The sequence below is a fragment of the Salipiger mucosus DSM 16094 genome (assembly GCF_000442255.1).
Taxonomy (GTDB): Bacteria; Pseudomonadota; Alphaproteobacteria; order Rhodobacterales; family Rhodobacteraceae; genus Salipiger; species Salipiger mucosus.
Genome location: NZ_KE557278.1, coordinates 156,550 through 173,133, shown reverse-complemented (window position 1 = coordinate 173,133; position 16,584 = coordinate 156,550). Strand labels below are relative to the sequence as shown.

Below are 16,584 nucleotides of genomic sequence, written 5' to 3'. Positions count from 1 at the left end.
AGTGTCAGTCGTAGGCGACGCCCTTTTCACCCACCGGGGCATAGGGGCGCGGCATGTAGCTGGTGGCCGGTGCCGGCCGCGGTGCCGCTTTGCGCACGGAGACAGGGTTGTAGTAGGTGCCGGCGTTGGGCACGCCGCAGCAGATCACGCCGCCGAGGATCACCGGCTGCTTGCCCGCCGGGCAGTAGTTCGCCGCCGGGTAAGCCTGGACCAGCGGCTGACGCGACGGGTCGGCGGTGGCATCGCCGGTATAGGCATCGTTCCAGGCAAGTGCGCCGGACGCGGAAACGGTCAGGGCCGCGAGGGCTCCAAAGAAAACGGATGTGCGCATGCTATCTGATCCCGGAAAATGACAAATACTCGTCTCTTGGACGTTACCAGCGCGCCCCTCTTCGTCAACGCGATCGCCGGACCGAAGATGCAATCCTGCCAAACCGGGAACAATTACCCCAAAATCGTCCAAATTGCACACGTATGCCAGCCAATTCGCCTCATCATCTCACATCACGTTCCGTTGCGAATCGTCGCCGGCCATTGAAACCATGACGGAAATGTAACAATCGGGCGCCTTGAACCCTTTTTGAGCGCTGCCATGAAACCCCCTGCTCCGCACCACACATCCGCGTCCCGCGCGGCCCTCATCTCGACTGCGATCGGCATTGCCGGTGCGGCACTCGGGGGCATTCTGATCGAGATCGGAAAGAGTCAGGGGCTCTCGTCCGGGGAAGTGCTCCGGGACGCGGCAGCCGCTTTCGACCTTCCAACCATGGCCGGGGGCGTGACCTGGCTCACGGTCTCGCTGCTCGTCGCTGCGGGTGCGGTCGCCTTGCAGACCGCCCTGACCCTGCGCTCCGGTCGCATGTTGCCACTGCTGGTCGCAAGCCTGTCGCTGTTCATGGCGACGGACGACCAGTTCATGCTGCACGAACGCGCCCTGCCGCACGTCCTGGGCGTTCCCGAGGCCGCGATCGTCGCCGTCTATGCGATTGTCGGCGCCTGCATCATGGTCCTGACACTGCGCGAGCTCGGACCGCGCGGCGCTGCCGGCCTCTGGCCTTCCCTGTGCTTCATGGGATTGGCAGTGGTCGCGGACTTTGAACTGCTCGGCGAGTCGTCCTATGCCACCGAGGACCTGCTCAAGCTCGCCGGGTTCGCAAGCTGGACGACGTTCTGGTTCCAGTATGGGCGGGCGCGAATCCGCCTCAACCTCGCGGCGCCTGGCTGAGGCGGTCCGCCTTCTTGCGCACGAGAACGCCGCGCAGGTCGTGCATGGCGAGCAGCAGCGCCTCGGTCACCTCGTCGAGTTCCTCGTCGCTGGCGCGCGACTGCGCCCATTGGGCCGTGGTATTCAGCTGGTCCACCGTGCGGTGGATGTCGTCGATCGTGCGCAGCTCGAGCAGCGCGCGGCGTTCGGCCATCCAGCTGCGGATCGCGGCAAGGTCTGCCTCCGTGAGGTCGCGATCTCCGTGCGGCCGGATTTCGTCACGGTTGAGGTGAACCACCGCGATCTGGTCCATCTCGATCCGGCGCTGGCGGTTCTCGGCATCGACGCGAAAGACAGCCGCGCCGTTGTCGCGCACGCGGAAGTAATACTCGGGAAGCTCGCCTGCCATCTTTCACCCGCCCTGTATCGGCCCTTGAGGCTTGTCTAGCAGGCGACCGCCGCTGTCACCAGCGGCGCCGGCAATCAGCCCCGGGAGTCCGGATAGATGAAGCCGTTGACCGGGTAGACGCTGCCGAAGGCCGTGGGCTGACTCTTGACGCGCACCTCGGACCAGTCGCCCCGGCTGGAGACGTCGATCACGGGCATCGCGAGCGACACCTCGTTGCGTTCCCAGTTGGCGTGATGGACCTCGATCTCGCGCGGCGAGATCACGCGCGCGACGACGGCGATATGCCCCAGCCGCATCGAGCCGGTCGGCGCGAAGGACATCACCGCGCCCGGCTGCGGCGTGTCGCCCCGGGCGTATTCGCCCTTGGCCTTGTGCCACCAGGTGTGGGCGTTCCCGCGGATCTCGATCCCGCTCGCGTTGCGCGCGAAGGGCACGCACCAGACTCGCCGCCCCTCGGAACGAAGTTCGCGCACTTCGCGCAGGGCGACCGACAGGCGTTGCGGATCGACTTCGGACAGCATGGTCGGCTGGCGCGGCGTGCTGCTGCAGGCGGCGGTCAGCCCGCCCAGAGCGCAGACCAGAAGAAGGCTGCGCAGCGACGACGGAATGGCGTTGGTCACGCTCATGGGTCCCTCGGATGATGTGCTCGATGGATCGCGTATTGACTCGCGATTGACCAAAAACTTTCGCCCAATTCGGAAAAAACTCAATCCGCACCGCGGGCGCATCGGCAAAAATCTGCCGATGCGCGATCGCTCAGCGCAGTTCCGCGCAGAAGGCCGCGATGCGGTCGCAGGCCTCGGCGAGCATCTCGTCCGAGGTGGCATAGGAGATACGGAAATTCGGCGAGAGCCCGAAGGCCGCACCGAAGACCACGGCCACGCCCTGCTCTTCTAGCAGCGCGGTCGCGAAATCCTCGTCGGTGTCGATCCTGGTGCCGGCACCCGTCGTCTTGCCGAGGCAGCCCGCAATCGAGGGATAGACGTAGAAGGCCCCCTCCGGCCGCGGGCAGGTGATGCCGGGGATCGCGTTCAGGCGGTCCACCACGAGGTCGCGGCGCCGGCGAAAGGCCTCGGCCCGCGTGGCGAGGAAATCCTGCGGCCCGTTCAGCGCCTCGACGGCGGCCCACTGGCTGATCGTGCAGGGGTTCGTGGTGCTCTGCGACTGGATCTTGCGCATGGCCGCGATCAGTTGCTCGGGGCCGCCGGCGTAGCCGATACGCCAGCCGGTCATGGCGTAGGCCTTTGAGACGCCGTTGACGGTCAGCGTGCGATCGTAGAGCGCGGGCTCGACCTGCGCGGGGGTGCAGAACTCGAAGTCGTCGTAGGCGAGGTGTTCGTACATGTCGTCGGACATGACCCAGACGTGAGGGTGCCGGACCAGCACGTCCGTCAGGGCCTTGAGCTCGTCGCGGGAATACCCGGCGCCGGTCGGGTTCGACGGCGAGTTGAACAGGAACCACTTGGTGCGCGGCGTGATCGCCGCCTCGAGCTGGTCGGGCGTGATCTTGTAGCCCAGGTCGGCCTGCCCCTCGATGATGACCGGCGTGCCCTGCCCCAGCTTGACCATGTCGGGGTAGCTCACCCAGTAGGGTGCGGGAATCACCACCTCGTCGCCGGGATTCAGCGTCGCCATGAAGGCGTTGTAGAGTACCTGCTTGCCGCCGGTGCTGACACTGATCTGCGAAGGCCGGTAGCTCAGCCCGTTCTCGCGCGCGAACTTGTCGCAGATGGCCTGTTTCAACTCGGGAATGCCGTCGGGCGCAGTGTACTTCGTTTTTCCGGCATGGATGGCCGCAATTGCCGCCTCCTTGATGTTGTCCGGCGTGTCAAAGTCGGGCTCGCCGGCACCCAGTCCGATGACATCCCGGCCCGCCGCCCTGAGCTCGGCCGCAAGCTGCGTCACGGCCACGGTGGGCGAGGGTTTCACGCGGGCGAGGATGTCGGACAGGAAGGACATGAGCAGACCGTTTGCAGTGGGATCGAGGCTGTCTTAGGCTGCGCCGGAACCCCGTTCAAGCGGCTTCGCGCCATAGCACGGCCGCCCGGCCGGGAGGAGACTGACATGAACGATCAAGGCGACTGGTACGGCCCCGAGGCGGCCACCTTCGGCGACCGCGTCGCCGCGGCCCGCGAGGCCGCCGGCATGACGCAGGAACAGCTCGCACGGCGGCTCGGCATCAAGCTCAAGACGCTCAAGGGCTGGGAAGAGGACGTCTCAGAGCCGCGCGCGAACAAGCTGCAGATGGTGGCCGGGCTGCTCAACGTCTCGATCCGCTGGCTGCTTACCGGAGAGGGCGACGGCATCGCCGGCCCCGACGAGGTCGAGGACGCCCTGCCCGCCGACATCAACGAAACGCTGCTCGAGGTGCGCGCGCTCAAGACGCAGATCCTGCAGTCCGGCGAAAAGCTGGGACGACTGGAAAAGAAGCTGCGCACGCTGTTGCAGGACGACGCATGATAGAAACCCCGGAAAATCGCCTGAAACGCCTGCGGATGCGCTCGTCGCGCCGGGGCATCAAGGAAATGGACATCATCCTGATGCGCTTTGCCGATGCGCGGCTGGGGCAGATGTCGCCGGACGAGCTCGACCGCTACGAGGCCCTACTCGACGAGAACGACCAGGATCTCTACCAGTGGGTTTCAGGACAGAAGCCTGCGCCCGACGCCCTGCGCCCGCTGGTCGAGGATATCACCCGCACTGCCTGCACGGGGCCGACTTAGGTCGCATTCTCCAGGTCTCCGCCAAGACTTAACCGATTGTTGGTGTTTTTCGCTCAAATCTGCCGCCAAACAGAACAGGCGGAGACGGTTATGAGCATTCATGCCTCCATGGGCAAAAAGCCGGGTCACGGTGTCATGGCCGGATACCTCGAAACGCTCGCGTTGGTCGAGCGGCTGCACCGTCTCCTGCTCGACGTGATCAAGGACGAGTTCGAGCGCGTCGGCATCATCGAGATCAACGCGGTTCAGGCGCTGCTGCTGTTCAACATCGGCGACAACGAGGTCACCGCCGGCGAGCTGAAGTCGCGCGGCTACTACCAGGGCTCGAACGTCAGCTACAATCTCAAGAAGCTGGTCGACATGGGTTACATGCACCACCAGCGCTGCGAGATCGACCGCCGCTCGGTACGGGTCCGCCTTACCGCCCGCGGGCGCGAGATCCGCGACCTCGTGGATACCCTCTTCGAGCGCCATGCCGAGGGCATCGAGTCGCGAAAGGTCATCGACCTCGAGGAGATGGAGAGCATCAACACCGCGCTGCGCCGGATCGAGCGGTTCTGGACAGACCAGATCCGCTACATCTACTAGGCGCATCGGAGTGGCAGGCGGTCAGCGCAGGCCGGGTCCCAGGCGACCGACGACCATGTCGTTGAGCTCCCGGAAAAGCTTGAGCGTCATGGCACGCCGGAAATCGGCATATCCTTCGGCCACCTCGACGAAAGCGCCGGGCCCGTGGGCCACCTCGCCACGGTAGTAGTCGGCAACGCGCGGGTCCGAACCCAGAACGGCCAGCCCGTTGACCACCACGTCCGCGAAGGGGAAATGCACGTAGGCCTGCTGCGGTCGGAACCCGTCGTTGGTGATCCCGTCGCCGGAAACGTCGATCACCTTGCGCGTACAACTCGGAGCGCGCTCCAGCAGGTTGGCGCCATAGCCAAGCGCAAATCCCATCGCTGTCGGAAACCGATTATAGCTGCGCGGCGCCGAGAGAATACGCGCGACCGCACCATCCAGGGCCGTCGGCCCGTCAAGCAGCGTCCAGTCCAGCACGGTGGCGCTCTGGTGGCGGCCGCTCCACTCGTAGACGGCCAGCGCCACCCGCTCATTGCCGTCGAGGATCGCGCCACGGATGTCGGGATCGCTCAGCGCCCCGGCGAGCCCCTCCTTCTGCAGCTTGTATTCGGCATCGTCGACCGAGGAGGAGACGTCGAGCGCGAGCAACAGCGCCAGCCGGCAGCCCTGGGCCGGGGCGGCCGCGGCCGCCCCGATCGCCAGCGCGGCGGCCAGCGCGAGGGCTCGCAGCCCTCTTACCAATGGCCCGTGTTTTCCATGCTCGCCCAGGGCTCCTGCGGCGGCTTGGCGTCGCCCTGCTGCAGCAGCTCGATCGACACGTTGTCGGGCGAGCGGACAAAGGCCATGTGCCCGTCGCGCGGCGGCCGGTTGATCGTCACCCCCGCGTCCATGAGCGTCTGGCACATCTCGTAGATGTCGGGGACCGTGTAGGCCAGATGGCCGAAATGGCGCGAATCCGAGGGCAGTCCCTCGTCTCCGTCCCAGTTGTAGGTCAATTCCACGTCGGCGGTGCCGTCGTCCTGCTCGGGCGGGCAGAGGAAGACCAGCGTGAAGCGGCCCTTCTCGTTCTCGCTGCGCCGGCGCTCCTTGAGGCCCAGCAGCTTGTAGAATTCCAGCGACTTGTCCAGGTCCTTCACCCGGACCATCGTGTGAAGGTAGCGGATGCCCATGAGCGGTCTCCTTGTCATTGTCATTCCGGGACGTTCCGGTCCGCCAAGAGGCTAGCAGCCGCCGCCTGGTTGTCGAGCGTTCAGAACCGCGACTCGATGCCGACCGAGATCGAGTACTCCTCGGTATCGAACCGGCTGACGTTGGATTCGCTCCGTTCGGCACTCAGCCGCACCTTCGGCACGAACCCCGCGACATCGAACCGATGCAGCGTCAGGTCGAGATCGGCGCCGTAGAACCTGTCCTCGCGCCCCCCCGGCACCGGCAACACCACGCGGTAATCGGGATAGTGACTGTCGAAGGCCGAAAGCGACAGCCCCAGTTTTACCGGACCGACGGGCCGGCCCAGGTCGAAACGTGCGCGCAGACCTTCGGTCCGGCGCACAGCGTTTACGTTCTCGGACTGGCTGTCCGCGACCTGGTAGTTCAGGGACAGGCGACTGCCCTGCGCAAGCCGCCGCATCACGCCCAACGACCAAGCCTGCGTGGTCACGTTATCGGCCGTGCCATCAAGGTCGTATTGTTCCTGCCGCATGTGGCCGATGGTCAGCGCCGTTCGCGCGCCCAGCGACTGCACCATTGCTGCGCTCACCCGGCCGAAATCATAGCGCGGCGCCTCGGCGGCCCAGCTGCGCCCGCCATGTACCCCCAGTGAAAGCACCGGCCCCTTTTCGGCGAGACTACGGCGATGCATCAGCCCGGCTTCCAGCAGGCTGGATCCGAAGTCCCCGTTGTCTGCCGAGGGCGCCTTGTCCTGCGCCTCATCGCTCAGCCAGACCCGCTTGACCTCACCATGCGCACGCAGCTCGGTCTGCGCCCTCTCGTTGCGCGCGAGGCGGTAGCGCAGCGTCATCTCCGCGCGTGCGACGGTACCGGACAGCGCCTGCGCGGTCGGTGACAGGATGCCCACGAGAGGCAGACCCTCGATGGTGTTCACACGTTCCGAGGATCCACCGTTCACGTTAGATGAGGGCGCGACGGTCAATCCTCCGTCGATCCGCAGCCTCGCCTTGCGCCGCAGGGCACGAAACTCGTTCGCGGCCCGTTGCGTCATCGCCTCGCCGGGCGAGGACCAGAGCGCGCGGCGCATCCAGATCTGGGCGGGCAGGAACCGCCCCTCGCGCGCACTGGCGGCCGCCGCGGCGCGGGCTGCCTCGTGTTTCTGCACGTCGGTGTCGGCGTGGCGGTAGGAAAGATGCGCCGCCTCGCGCGCGAGACGCGGATCGCCGCCCCGCAGATGGGCCTCCGCGACGACGAAATGTGCGTAGCTATCCTCGGCATCCGCCGCGAGCATCAGCCCGGCCAGTTGCAGCGCCGCGTCGTAGCGCCCCGCCTGGACCGCCCGGGCGGCAAGCGCACGCAGCTGGGGCAGGGTCAGTTCGACGGCCGTCGCCGGCGGATCGTCTTGCACGGCCTCGGTCTGGGCGCTCACCGGTTCCGCGACCGGCAACGCCGCGAGCAGCGCCGCGGCGAGACAGGCCGCCGTGCGGCGCATCACTCGAACGGCGCCGCCTGGTCGCAAACCGCGTCATCTCCGTCGAGGCCGCACTGAGTCAGGACGAAAGCGCCGATTTCTTCGATCGAGTTGTTCTCGATGTTGAAATTCGTCACGCCCGCGACATGTCCCGCATCCTCGCCGCCGAAGATGCCGCCGTAGCTGCCGACATTCTGATCGTTCACACTGCCTTCGCCAAGGAATTCGCCGTTCTCGTCGATGTCCGAGACGTAGAGGTCGACATCTTCGAAGCTGCGCGTTGCGTTGTAGCCTTCCGGGATCTGGTCGTCGTTGCTCGGATCGTCGTCCAGAAGGTTGGGATTTGGCGAGGGGTTCTCGGCCACACGATCGAAAATGATCCCTTCGACGGTCGCCTCGGCGAAGTTGGCATTGAGGAAGATAACCCCCTCGATCACCGCGGGCTGCGACGGCGTGATCGCCAGGGGGGTCCCATCCGCGACCGGCAGGATGATGACCGGGTCGCCGTCCGCCGTGGTGTCGTCGCGGCCGGTGAGGCTCAGCATCGAGACGTAACGCCCGGCATAGCTGACCTGCCCCTCGCCCGGGCCATCGCCGACGGTCGGCGGAGTATAGGCACCGTCGCGCGAGTAGCCGCTGCCATGGTAGACGGTGCCGAACTGCCCGCCCGAGGCGACGGCCGTCGCCTCGACCGAGCCGTCGGCGCTGCGGTTGCCGAGCGCCATGAAGAAGCGGTCCAGCGGGTCCTCCTGCACCGAGTAGGCGAGGTAGGCGATCTCGCCTGCGTCGTTGCGCACGTCGAGCGCGGTGTTTCTCTGGTAGGTCGCCTCGAGCGGTGTGGTGTCGACCGAAACGACGCTGACCGACATCGTGCTCTTGTCCTCGGAGAGCCTGAAACTGGCGAGGCTTTCGGCGAGGTCATCGGGCACGCCCTCTTCCTCCTCCTCGACGACTTCCTCTTCCTCTTCGGCCTCCTCGCACTCCTGCAAGGGGTTCTCGCGGACGCATTCCTCGTCCTCGGAGAGCGGGTTGTCGCCTCCTCCGCCGGACGAACAGCCAGCAAGAACACCCGCAAGCGCGAGCATCATGAAATAACGATACATTGTACTGCCCCGGTTCCTGCCCGTGTATTTTGACGTGAGGCTACGGGAGCCGCCTTGAAAGTCAATCGAGCCCGCGGAAAATGCCGGCCGGTGAGGCAAATCCGTCGCCACCGCATATCGCGGTTCAACGCCGAGCTCCCGCCAGATATGGTTCGCGAACGACTCATCTAGTGGAAAGGGATTCGTCCATGCCCCTCTCGCCCGACCAGCAGGCCGAAATCGAAGAGCTGCGCAGCCAGCCGCAGCAGACCCTGCGCGCGGTCTCGCCCGGGATGGAGGCGCATCTCTACCACGCGCGGCCGGTGCTGGACCACGGCTTCGTGCGGGTGGTCGACTACATGGGCGACGACGCGGCGATCACCCAGGCGGCGCGGGTCAGCTACGGACGCGGCACCAAGAGCGTCTCGAACGACGAGGGGCTGATCCGCTACCTGATGCGGCACTGGCACTCGACGCCCTTCGAGATGTGCGAGATCAAGCTGCATGTGAAGCTGCCGGTCTTCGTGGCGCGTCAGTGGATCCGCCACCGCACCGCCAACGTGAACGAGTACTCCGCGCGCTACTCGATCCTCGACCGCGAGTTCTACATCCCCGAAGCAGACGCACTGGCGGCGCAGTCGACGGTCAACAACCAGGGTCGCGGCGCGGCGCTGACGGGCGAGGAGGCCGAGCGCGTGCTGCGCTACCTGCGCGACGACGCGATGCGCGCCTACGACCACTACGAGGAGATGATCTCGACCGAGGGACAGGACGGCCTCGCGCGGGAACTGGCACGGATGAACCTGCCGGCGAACATCTACACGCAATGGTACTGGAAGGTGGATCTGCACAACCTGCTGCACTTCCTGCGCCTGCGCGCCGACAGCCACGCGCAATACGAGATCCGCGTCTATGCCGATGCCATCTGCGAGATGGTCAAGGACTGGGTGCCCTTCGCCTACCGGGCCTTCGAAGACTACCGCATGGGCGGCGCCACCCTCTCGGCTGCCGGCCTGGAGTGCGTCCGCCGGATGCTCAAGGGTGAAGAGGTGACACAGGAAAACTCCGGCATGTCCAAGGGCGAATGGCGCGAGTTCCAGGGCCTCATCGGCTGAAATCAGGGCGTCAAACGGGGCAGGCGCGGCGCCTCTGGCCGCGCGCCCGATGCCACGGTGCACGCAGCCGGAGCGCGCCACGGTTCCATTGACGTAACGCCAGCCGGCCAAACTCTGCCGACACTCTCTCACGCTGCGCCAAATCCTGCCGAAACCTTTGGAATCGTGGCGTTTCCGTGCCTGTTCCGCAACAGCACGATGATGTGACCGGGATGCATGGAGCCTCTCGCGCCCGCATCTGTTCCTTCTCCACGCGACCGGCAAAGCGCCGGTCCAGAGAACACCAAAAGGAGCAGAGAGCATGACCTTCAAACCGCTGATCCTCGTCCCCTTCCTCGCCACCCCCGCATTCGCGGGCTCGCTGGACACCGCCCAGCCCGAGCCGGCGCCCGCGGCCCCGGTCGCACCCGTTGCAGCGACGCCCACCTACGACTGGTCCGGCCCCTCGGTCGGTGTGCAGCTGGGCTACGGCAACCTCGACGCCGACGACCCGATCGACAGCGAAGACGACGGCGCGCTCTACGGCGCACGTGCCTTCTATGACTACGACTTCGGCAACTGGGTCGCCGGCGGCGGCGTGCAGTACGACGGCGCCGACATCGAGATGGGCGACGGCGCGACGCTCAATGGCATCGGCAAGATCGGCGGCCGCGCGGGCTATGACCTCGGCCGCACCATGGTCTACGGCACCGGCGGTTACGCCCATGCCTTCACCGACGACGATGACATCGATCCGGGCGACTCGGGCGGCTACTACGTCGGCATCGGCGCCGAGCACTTCGTGACCGAAAACGTCACCGTGAGCGGCGAAGTGGCCTACAACAAGTTCGACGACTTCGACGACACCGATCTCGAGGTCGACGCAACGACGACCACCGTGGGCCTGAACTACCGCTTCTGATCCACGCCCCCCCCCCCGCNCCCGCGCCCGGATCCACCGGGCGCGGGCTTCCCGCTGCGTCGCGACGCGGTCCGGCTTCCGCATTGGCGGAGGCCTTTTTTTGTGTCTCCTGTTCGCCCCCGCCCCGGCGATGGGCTTGCAATGGGCATCGGACGCGACAGGCCCCGGTGGCGGCACGCCGAGAGGTCAAGGCACCTTCCCCCGCCCTGCCCGCTCTGTCATACTCGGCCCCAATCAACAGACCAGACCGAGCAGGACTCCATGGCAGACGACCTTCTGGCCGCCAGTGACGCGCCCGATTATGACGCCTCCTCCATCGAGGTTCTCGAGGGACTGGAGCCGGTGCGCAAACGCCCGGGCATGTATATCGGCGGCACCGACGACCGCGCGCTGCACCACATGGTGGCCGAGGTACTGGACAACTCGATGGACGAGGCCGTCGCCGGCCACGCCAACCGCATCGAGGTGGAGCTTCTGGCCGATCACTCGGTGATGATCCGCGACAACGGCCGCGGCATCCCGATCGATCCGCACCCCAAGTTTCCCGGCAAGTCGGCGCTCGAGGTGATCCTCTGCACGCTGCACGCCGGCGGCAAGTTCTCGGGCAAGGCCTACGAGACCTCGGGCGGCCTGCACGGTGTGGGCGCCTCGGTGGTGAACGCGCTGAGCGACTCGATGGTCGTGCAGGTGGCGCGGAACAAGGCCCTCTTCGAGCAGCGCTTCTCGCGCGGCAAGCCGCTGGGCCCGGTCGAGCAGGTGGGCGCGGCGCCCAACCGGCGCGGCACCACGGTGACCTTCCACGCGGATGAAGAGATCTTCAGCCACCACCGGTTCAAGCCCGCGCGGCTCTTCAAGATGGTGCGCTCCAAGGCCTATCTCTTCTCGGGGGTCGAGATCCGCTGGAAATCCGCCATCGAGGACGGCGACACGCCGACCGAGGCGACCTTCCACTTCCCCGGGGGCCTTGCCGACTACCTGACCGAGACGCTGGGCGGCGCCTCGACCTATGCCGAGCGGCCCTTCGCGGGCACGGTCGAGTTCCGCGAGAAGTTCAACGCCCCCGGCAAGGTGGAATGGGCGATCAACTGGACGCCCGCGCGCGACGGCTTCCTGCAGAGCTACTGCAACACCGTGCCCACCCCCGAGGGCGGCACCCACGAGGCGGGCTTCTGGGCCGCGATCCTCAAGGGTATCCGCGCCTACGGCGAGCTGGTGGGCAACAAGAAGGCCGGCCAGATCACCCGCGAGGACCTCGTGACCGGCGGCTGCGCGCTGGTCTCCTGCTTCATCCGCGAGCCCGAGTTCGTGGGCCAGACCAAGGACCGGCTCGCAACCACCGAGGCCGCCAAGCTGGTCGAGGGCGCGGTCCGCGACCACTTCGACAACTGGCTCGCCGCCGACACCAAGAGCGCGGGCGCGATCCTCGACTTTCTCGTGCTGCGCTCGGAAGAGCGTCTGCGGCGCAAGCAGGAGAAGGAGACAGCGCGCAAGTCGGCCACCAAGAAGCTGCGCCTGCCCGGAAAGCTGACCGACTGCACCAACAAGAACCGCGAAGGCACCGAGATCTTCATCGTCGAGGGCGATTCGGCGGGCGGCTCGGCCAAGGGCGCGCGGTTCCGCGAAAGCCAGGCGCTGCTGCCGCTCAAGGGCAAGATCCTGAACGTGCTTGGCGCGGCCTCGAACAAGCTGACCTCGAACGCCGAGATCCGCGACCTCTGCGAGGCGCTCGGCGTGGGTCTGGGCACCAAGTTCAACATCGACGACCTGCGTTACGAGCGGATCATCATCATGTGCGACGCCGACGTGGACGGCGCGCATATCGCCTCGCTGCTGATGACCTTCTTCTACACGCAGATGCGGCCGCTGATCGACGGCGGGCATCTCTACCTTGCCTGCCCCCCGCTCTACCGCCTCACGCAGGGCGCGAAACGCATCTACGTCTCGGACGACGCCGAGAAGGAGCGCGTGCTCGCCGAGGGGCTTGGTGGCAAGGGCAAGATCGACGTGCAGCGCTTCAAGGGCCTGGGCGAGATGGATGCCAAGGACCTCAAGGAAACCACGATGGACCCGGCGACCCGCACGCTGATCCGCGTCACCATCGACGAGGACGAGCCGGGCGAGACCGGCGACCTCGTGGAGCGGCTCATGGGCAAGAAACCCGAGCTGCGGTTCCAGTACATCCAGGAAAACGCGCGCTTCGTGGAAGAGCTCGACGTGTGAAGGGCGCAGGGCGCGCTGCGCGCCCTGCCTGCATCACTCCGGCAACTCTTCCTCGACCGGGAAGGCCGCACGGCACTGTCCCTGGTCCTCGGCCGCGGCGCGGCGGAGGGCCGGAAGGTCGCGGGCAAGCTGGGCGTCGCGCGCCCTCAGAGCGTCTGCATCAATGGGCACGCGGCGGGTGACCGGCTCCATGCTCGTCTCGCGGCAGTAGTAGAGCGTTCCCTTTTGGGTGCGGCACCAGCGGCGGGTGACGACACGCTCGAACCCGGTCTCGTAGGTGAAGCCGCGGCCGAGGTCGCGGGCGATGCGCTCGCGCTCCTCCAGCGCGTCGCGGTAGGGCGCGGCGGCCTCGCGCAGGCAGCGTTCCAGCGGCGTGCCGCAAGCGGTGAGCGCGATGAGCGGAAGCAGGACGAGGAATCGTTTACGCATGGCCCAGCCTAGCCCGCAGCGCCGCTGCCGTCGACGGGCGGCGTGTCGCGGGCAGTGACACGGAAGCCGTCGTCATCGAAGGCGACCCGCCAGGCCTTGGCCGCGATCCGCGTGCCGCGTCCCGTCCGGTGCGCCTCGATCAAGAGGCGGTCGCCCTCGAGCCGCCCGGTGGCGCGCACCCCGTCGGCAAGGGTGAGCATCACCGGACCGTCGTCCGGGCGGCCCGAAAGAACGCGCCCCATGGCGCCGGGATAAAGATGCGTGTGATGGGCTTCGAGTTCGAGCATCGGACCTCCGGTTGGACGTCGCAGGCAGTGCCGCGGCGATGGACTCTGCCGGTCTGCGCGTTATCCTTTCATCCGCGACCTTTGCACCGAGGACCCATGCTGACCAGCCGCATCGCAATCCTGCCGACCGTCCTGCTGCTGGCCGCCTGCCAGCCCGTCGAGTCGGGGGAGACCCGCTCCAAGGACACCGACATGAAGAAAGACCCGGCCCAGACCGCCTGCCAGCCCGAGCGTTTCGAGCAATACATCGGTCAGCCCGCCGACACGATCGAGGTGCCCGAGGGCACGCCCTACCGCGTCACGGCGCCGGGCACGGTCATCACGATGGAGCACCTGCCCCAGCGGGTGAATTTCCAGACCGACGAAGACGGAATCGTGCTGCGCATCACCTGCGGGTAAGCGACCGAAGCGGAAAGGTATCTTCATGGAAGAGTTTTTCGAGGCCCTGAGCACGATCATGTTCGTGCTGCTCATACTGGTCGGCCTTGCGTCGGGCGCCATCGCGGGCGTCGTCGCGGGCCGCAACAAGGCGCTCTACCTCGTCATGGGCGTGGTCGGCGCGGTGGCGCTGCCCTTCGTGCTGGCGGCACTCGGGATCGGCGTGCTGGCCGCCGGAGGCGCCATCGCCATCCTGATGGCCGCGCTGGTGGGCGCGGCCGTGCTGCTCATGCTGGTGGCCCTGCTCTCGAGACGCTAACCCCTCTCAGCGCTTGCGCTTGACGTTGCCGCCCCGCTGGCCGGGGCGGCCCGCGGTGGAGCGCCCGGAGGATTTGACCGCCTGTTCCGAGGCCTTCTCCACGGCTTGCTGCCGCGCGAGCGGGTCGTCGGCCACGGCCAGATCGACCGCCTCGAGCCGCTTGATCTCGTCGCGCAGGCGGGCGGCCTCCTCGAACTCGAGGTTTTCGGCCGCCTTGCGCATGTCGGTGCGCAGCCCGTCGAGCACCGCCTGCATGTTGGCGCCCTGACGCTTGTCGTCGATGGTCGCCGTGACGCGGTTCATGTCCACGTCACCTTGGTAGAGCCCGGAGAGGATGTCCTCGACGTTCTTCTTGATCGTGGCGGGCGTGATCCCGTGTTGCTCGTTGTACTCGATCTGCTTGGCGCGGCGACGGTCGGTCTCGGCCATGGCGCGCTCCATGCTGCCGGTCACGCGGTCGGCATACATGATGACCCGGCCCTCGGCGTTCCGCGCGGCCCGCCCGATGGTCTGGATGAGCGAGGTCTCGGAGCGCAGGAAGCCCTCCTTGTCGGCGTCGAGAATGGCCACCAGCCCGCATTCGGGGATATCGAGGCCCTCGCGCAGCAGGTTGATGCCCACCAGTACGTCGAAAGCCCCGAGCCGCAGGTCGCGCAGGATCTCGATCCGCTCGATCGTGTCGATGTCCGAGTGCATGTAGCGCACCTTGACGCCCTGCTCGTGCAGGTACTCGGTCAGATCCTCGGCCATGCGCTTGGTCAGCACCGTGCAGAGCGTGCGGTAGCCGTCGGCGGTGACCTTGCGGATCTCGTCGAGCAGGTCGTCCACCTGCGTCGCCACGGGCCGGATCTCGACCTTCGGATCCAGCAGGCCGGTGGGGCGGATGACCTGTTCGGTGAAGACGCCGCCGGCCTGGTCCAGCTCCCAGTTCGCAGGGGTCGCCGAGACGAAGACCGACTGCGGGCGCATCGCGTCCCATTCCTCGAACTTCAGCGGGCGGTTGTCCATGCAGGAGGGCAGCCGGAAGCCGTGCTCGGCCAGCGTGAACTTGCGCCGGTAGTCGCCCTTGTACATGGCGCCGATCTGCGGAACCGAGACGTGGCTTTCGTCCGCGAAGACGATCGCGTTGTCGGGAATGAACTCGAAGAGCGTGGGCGGCGGCTCGCCCGGCGCGCGGCCCGTGAGGTAGCGCGAGTAGTTCTCGATGCCGTTGCAGACACCCGTGGCCTCGAGCATCTCGAGGTCGAAGTTGGTGCGCTGCTCGAGCCGCTGCGCTTCCAGCAGCTTGCCCTCGCCGACAAGCTGGTCGAGCCGCTGGCGCAGCTCCTTCTTGATCTGCACGACGGCCTGATTCATCGTCGGCTTCGGCGTGACGTAGTGCGAATTCGCATAGACACGGATCCGGTCGAAGCTGCCGGTCTTCGATCCCGTGAGCGGGTCGAACTCGTCGATCGCCTCCAGCTCCTCGCCGAAGAACGACAGCCGCCACGCCCGATCCTCGAGGTGGGCGGGCCAGATCTCGAGCGAATCGCCGCGCACGCGGAAGGCCCCGCGCTGGAAGCCCTGGTCGTTGCGCCGGTACTGCTGCGCCACGAGATCGGCCATGACCTTGCGCTGGTCGTATTCCTTGCCGACGTGCAGGTCCTGGGTCATGGCGCCGTAGGTCTCGACCGAGCCGATGCCGTAGATGCAGGAAACCGAGGCAACGATGACCACGTCGTCCCGCTCCAGAAGCGCCCGGGTGGCCGAGTGGCGCATCCGGTCGATCTGCTCGTTGATCTGCGATTCCTTCTCGATATAGGTGTCCGACCGCGGGACGTAGGCCTCGGGCTGGTAGTAATCGTAGTAGCTGACGAAGTACTCGACCGCGTTGTCGGGGAAGAAGTGCTTGAATTCGCCGTAAAGCTGCGCCGCCAGCGTCTTGTTCGGCGCAAGGATGATCGCCGGGCGCTGAGTCTCCTCGATCACCTTGGCCATGGTGAAGGTCTTGCCCGTGCCGGTCGCGCCCAGCAGCACCTGGCTGCGCTCGCCCTCGCCCACGCCCGCGCTGAGTTCCGTGATCGCCGTCGGCTGGTCGCCGGCCGGAGCGAACTCGGTCTGCATCACGAAGCGCTTGCCGCCTTCCAGCTTCTCGCGGCTGCGGACGTCAGGCGCCTGCGCGTGCAGCGTTTCTTCGGACTTGTCGGAATGGGCATAGGGCATGGAGGCGGACCTTTCGTGGCGCTTCCCAGAGTTGTTCCCGCGCCCCCGAGATTCAAGGGGGCGCGCCGGCCCGGATCCCTCCGCGCGGCAGATGCCGGAAT

At 66.7% G+C, this 16,584-nt stretch carries 20 protein-coding genes; 9 read left to right on the top strand and 11 right to left on the bottom strand.

Annotation, left to right across the window (positions count from 1 at the left end; genetic code table 11):
* Nucleotides 1-4 precede the first annotated feature (4 nt).
* Complete coding sequence (locus tag SALMUC_RS16465; protein WP_020038501.1) at nucleotides 5-331, bottom strand: hypothetical protein; 327 nt, start codon at nucleotides 329-331, stop codon at nucleotides 5-7.
* Nucleotides 332-592: 261 nt separating this feature from the next.
* Between SALMUC_RS16465 and SALMUC_RS16460 the strand changes: the two genes are divergently transcribed.
* Entirely contained in the window at nucleotides 593-1,225 is a 633-nt protein-coding gene (locus SALMUC_RS16460; protein WP_198014607.1) for a hypothetical protein, read from the top strand.
* Here the strand turns inward: SALMUC_RS16460 and SALMUC_RS16455 are convergent.
* The 3 genes from SALMUC_RS16455 to SALMUC_RS16445 form a co-directional block, all read right to left on the bottom strand.
* Nucleotides 1,203-1,613 carry a hypothetical protein gene (locus SALMUC_RS16455; RefSeq protein ID WP_020038503.1) on the bottom strand — a complete coding sequence of 137 codons (411 nt, stop codon included), beginning with the start codon at nucleotides 1,611-1,613 and terminating at the stop codon, nucleotides 1,203-1,205. The two genes, SALMUC_RS16460 and SALMUC_RS16455, sit on opposite strands and share 23 nt — an antisense overlap.
* A 74-nt stretch (nucleotides 1,614-1,687) precedes the next feature.
* On the bottom strand, nucleotides 1,688-2,239 hold the full coding sequence (locus SALMUC_RS16450) for a CHAP domain-containing protein (RefSeq protein WP_020038504.1): 552 nt from the start codon (nucleotides 2,237-2,239) through the stop codon (nucleotides 1,688-1,690).
* A gap of 130 nt (nucleotides 2,240-2,369) precedes the next feature.
* On the bottom strand, nucleotides 2,370-3,572 hold the full coding sequence (locus SALMUC_RS16445) for a pyridoxal phosphate-dependent aminotransferase (protein ID WP_020038505.1): 1,203 nt from the start codon (nucleotides 3,570-3,572) through the stop codon (nucleotides 2,370-2,372).
* 105 nt (nucleotides 3,573-3,677) lie between these two features.
* Between SALMUC_RS16445 and SALMUC_RS16440 the strand changes: the two genes are divergently transcribed.
* The 3 genes from SALMUC_RS16440 to SALMUC_RS16430 all read left to right on the top strand — a co-directional run bounded on the left by SALMUC_RS16440 (nucleotide 3,678) and on the right by SALMUC_RS16430 (nucleotide 4,924).
* Nucleotides 3,678-4,073, top strand: a complete 396-nt coding sequence (locus tag SALMUC_RS16440; RefSeq protein ID WP_020038506.1) for a helix-turn-helix domain-containing protein — start codon at nucleotides 3,678-3,680, stop codon at nucleotides 4,071-4,073.
* Complete coding sequence (locus SALMUC_RS16435) at nucleotides 4,070-4,336, top strand: FAD assembly factor SdhE (protein WP_020038507.1); 267 nt, start codon at nucleotides 4,070-4,072, stop codon at nucleotides 4,334-4,336. The genes SALMUC_RS16440 and SALMUC_RS16435 overlap by 4 nt, the downstream gene beginning before the upstream one ends.
* 90 nt (nucleotides 4,337-4,426) lie before the next feature.
* Nucleotides 4,427-4,924, top strand: a complete 498-nt coding sequence (locus SALMUC_RS16430) for a MarR family winged helix-turn-helix transcriptional regulator (RefSeq protein WP_020038508.1) — start codon at nucleotides 4,427-4,429, stop codon at nucleotides 4,922-4,924.
* 21 nt (nucleotides 4,925-4,945) lie between these two features.
* On the opposite strand, the gene SALMUC_RS16425 is transcribed toward SALMUC_RS16430, so the two are convergent.
* From SALMUC_RS16425 to SALMUC_RS16410, 4 genes are all read right to left on the bottom strand, one after another.
* The gene (locus SALMUC_RS16425) at nucleotides 4,946-5,650 is read right to left on the bottom strand and encodes a DUF1194 domain-containing protein (protein WP_020038509.1); all 705 of its coding nucleotides are present in this window, start codon (nucleotides 5,648-5,650) and stop codon (nucleotides 4,946-4,948) included.
* The gene (locus SALMUC_RS16420) at nucleotides 5,644-6,078 is read right to left on the bottom strand and encodes a VOC family protein (protein ID WP_020038510.1); all 435 of its coding nucleotides are present in this window, start codon (nucleotides 6,076-6,078) and stop codon (nucleotides 5,644-5,646) included. Before SALMUC_RS16420 ends, SALMUC_RS16425 begins: the two co-directional genes overlap by 7 nt.
* A gap of 80 nt (nucleotides 6,079-6,158) precedes the next feature.
* On the bottom strand, nucleotides 6,159-7,574 hold the full coding sequence (locus SALMUC_RS16415) for a hypothetical protein (RefSeq protein WP_020038511.1): 1,416 nt from the start codon (nucleotides 7,572-7,574) through the stop codon (nucleotides 6,159-6,161).
* On the bottom strand, nucleotides 7,571-8,653 hold the full coding sequence (locus tag SALMUC_RS16410) for a hypothetical protein (protein ID WP_020038512.1): 1,083 nt from the start codon (nucleotides 8,651-8,653) through the stop codon (nucleotides 7,571-7,573). The genes SALMUC_RS16415 and SALMUC_RS16410 overlap by 4 nt, the downstream gene beginning before the upstream one ends.
* Before the next feature lie 188 nt (nucleotides 8,654-8,841).
* Here SALMUC_RS16410 and thyX point away from each other — a divergent pair, with 188 nt between their 5' ends.
* From thyX to parE, 3 genes are all read left to right on the top strand, one after another.
* Entirely contained in the window at nucleotides 8,842-9,747 is a 906-nt protein-coding gene (thyX, locus tag SALMUC_RS16405) for an FAD-dependent thymidylate synthase (RefSeq protein WP_020038513.1), read from the top strand.
* Between the two features lie 301 nt (nucleotides 9,748-10,048).
* Nucleotides 10,049-10,648: an outer membrane protein gene (locus tag SALMUC_RS16400; RefSeq protein ID WP_020038514.1), complete on the top strand. Its 600-nt coding sequence runs from the start codon at nucleotides 10,049-10,051 to the stop codon at nucleotides 10,646-10,648.
* 261 nt (nucleotides 10,649-10,909) lie between these two features.
* The gene (gene parE / locus SALMUC_RS16395; RefSeq protein WP_020038515.1) at nucleotides 10,910-12,868 is read left to right on the top strand and encodes a DNA topoisomerase IV subunit B; all 1,959 of its coding nucleotides are present in this window, start codon (nucleotides 10,910-10,912) and stop codon (nucleotides 12,866-12,868) included.
* 33 nt (nucleotides 12,869-12,901) lie between these two features.
* Here the strand turns inward: parE and SALMUC_RS16390 are convergent, their stop codons facing one another.
* Both SALMUC_RS16390 and SALMUC_RS16385 read right to left on the bottom strand, forming a co-directional pair.
* Nucleotides 12,902-13,297 carry a hypothetical protein gene (locus tag SALMUC_RS16390; RefSeq protein ID WP_020038516.1) on the bottom strand — a complete coding sequence of 132 codons (396 nt, stop codon included), beginning with the start codon at nucleotides 13,295-13,297 and terminating at the stop codon, nucleotides 12,902-12,904.
* Between the two features lie 8 nt (nucleotides 13,298-13,305).
* The gene (locus SALMUC_RS16385) at nucleotides 13,306-13,584 is read right to left on the bottom strand and encodes a hypothetical protein (protein ID WP_020038517.1); all 279 of its coding nucleotides are present in this window, start codon (nucleotides 13,582-13,584) and stop codon (nucleotides 13,306-13,308) included.
* 96 nt (nucleotides 13,585-13,680) lie between these two features.
* Between SALMUC_RS16385 and SALMUC_RS16380 the strand changes: the two genes are divergently transcribed.
* Nucleotides 13,681-13,983, top strand: coding sequence for an I78 family peptidase inhibitor (locus tag SALMUC_RS16380; RefSeq protein ID WP_020038518.1), 303 nt, complete (start codon nucleotides 13,681-13,683; stop codon nucleotides 13,981-13,983).
* Between the two features lie 25 nt (nucleotides 13,984-14,008).
* On the top strand, nucleotides 14,009-14,281 hold the full coding sequence (locus SALMUC_RS16375; RefSeq protein WP_020038519.1) for a hypothetical protein: 273 nt from the start codon (nucleotides 14,009-14,011) through the stop codon (nucleotides 14,279-14,281).
* A gap of 6 nt (nucleotides 14,282-14,287) precedes the next feature.
* Here the strand turns inward: SALMUC_RS16375 and uvrB are convergent, their stop codons facing one another.
* Nucleotides 14,288-16,483 carry an excinuclease ABC subunit UvrB gene (gene uvrB, locus SALMUC_RS16370; protein WP_020038520.1) on the bottom strand — a complete coding sequence of 732 codons (2,196 nt, stop codon included), beginning with the start codon at nucleotides 16,481-16,483 and terminating at the stop codon, nucleotides 14,288-14,290.
* Nucleotides 16,484-16,584 lie beyond the last annotated feature (101 nt).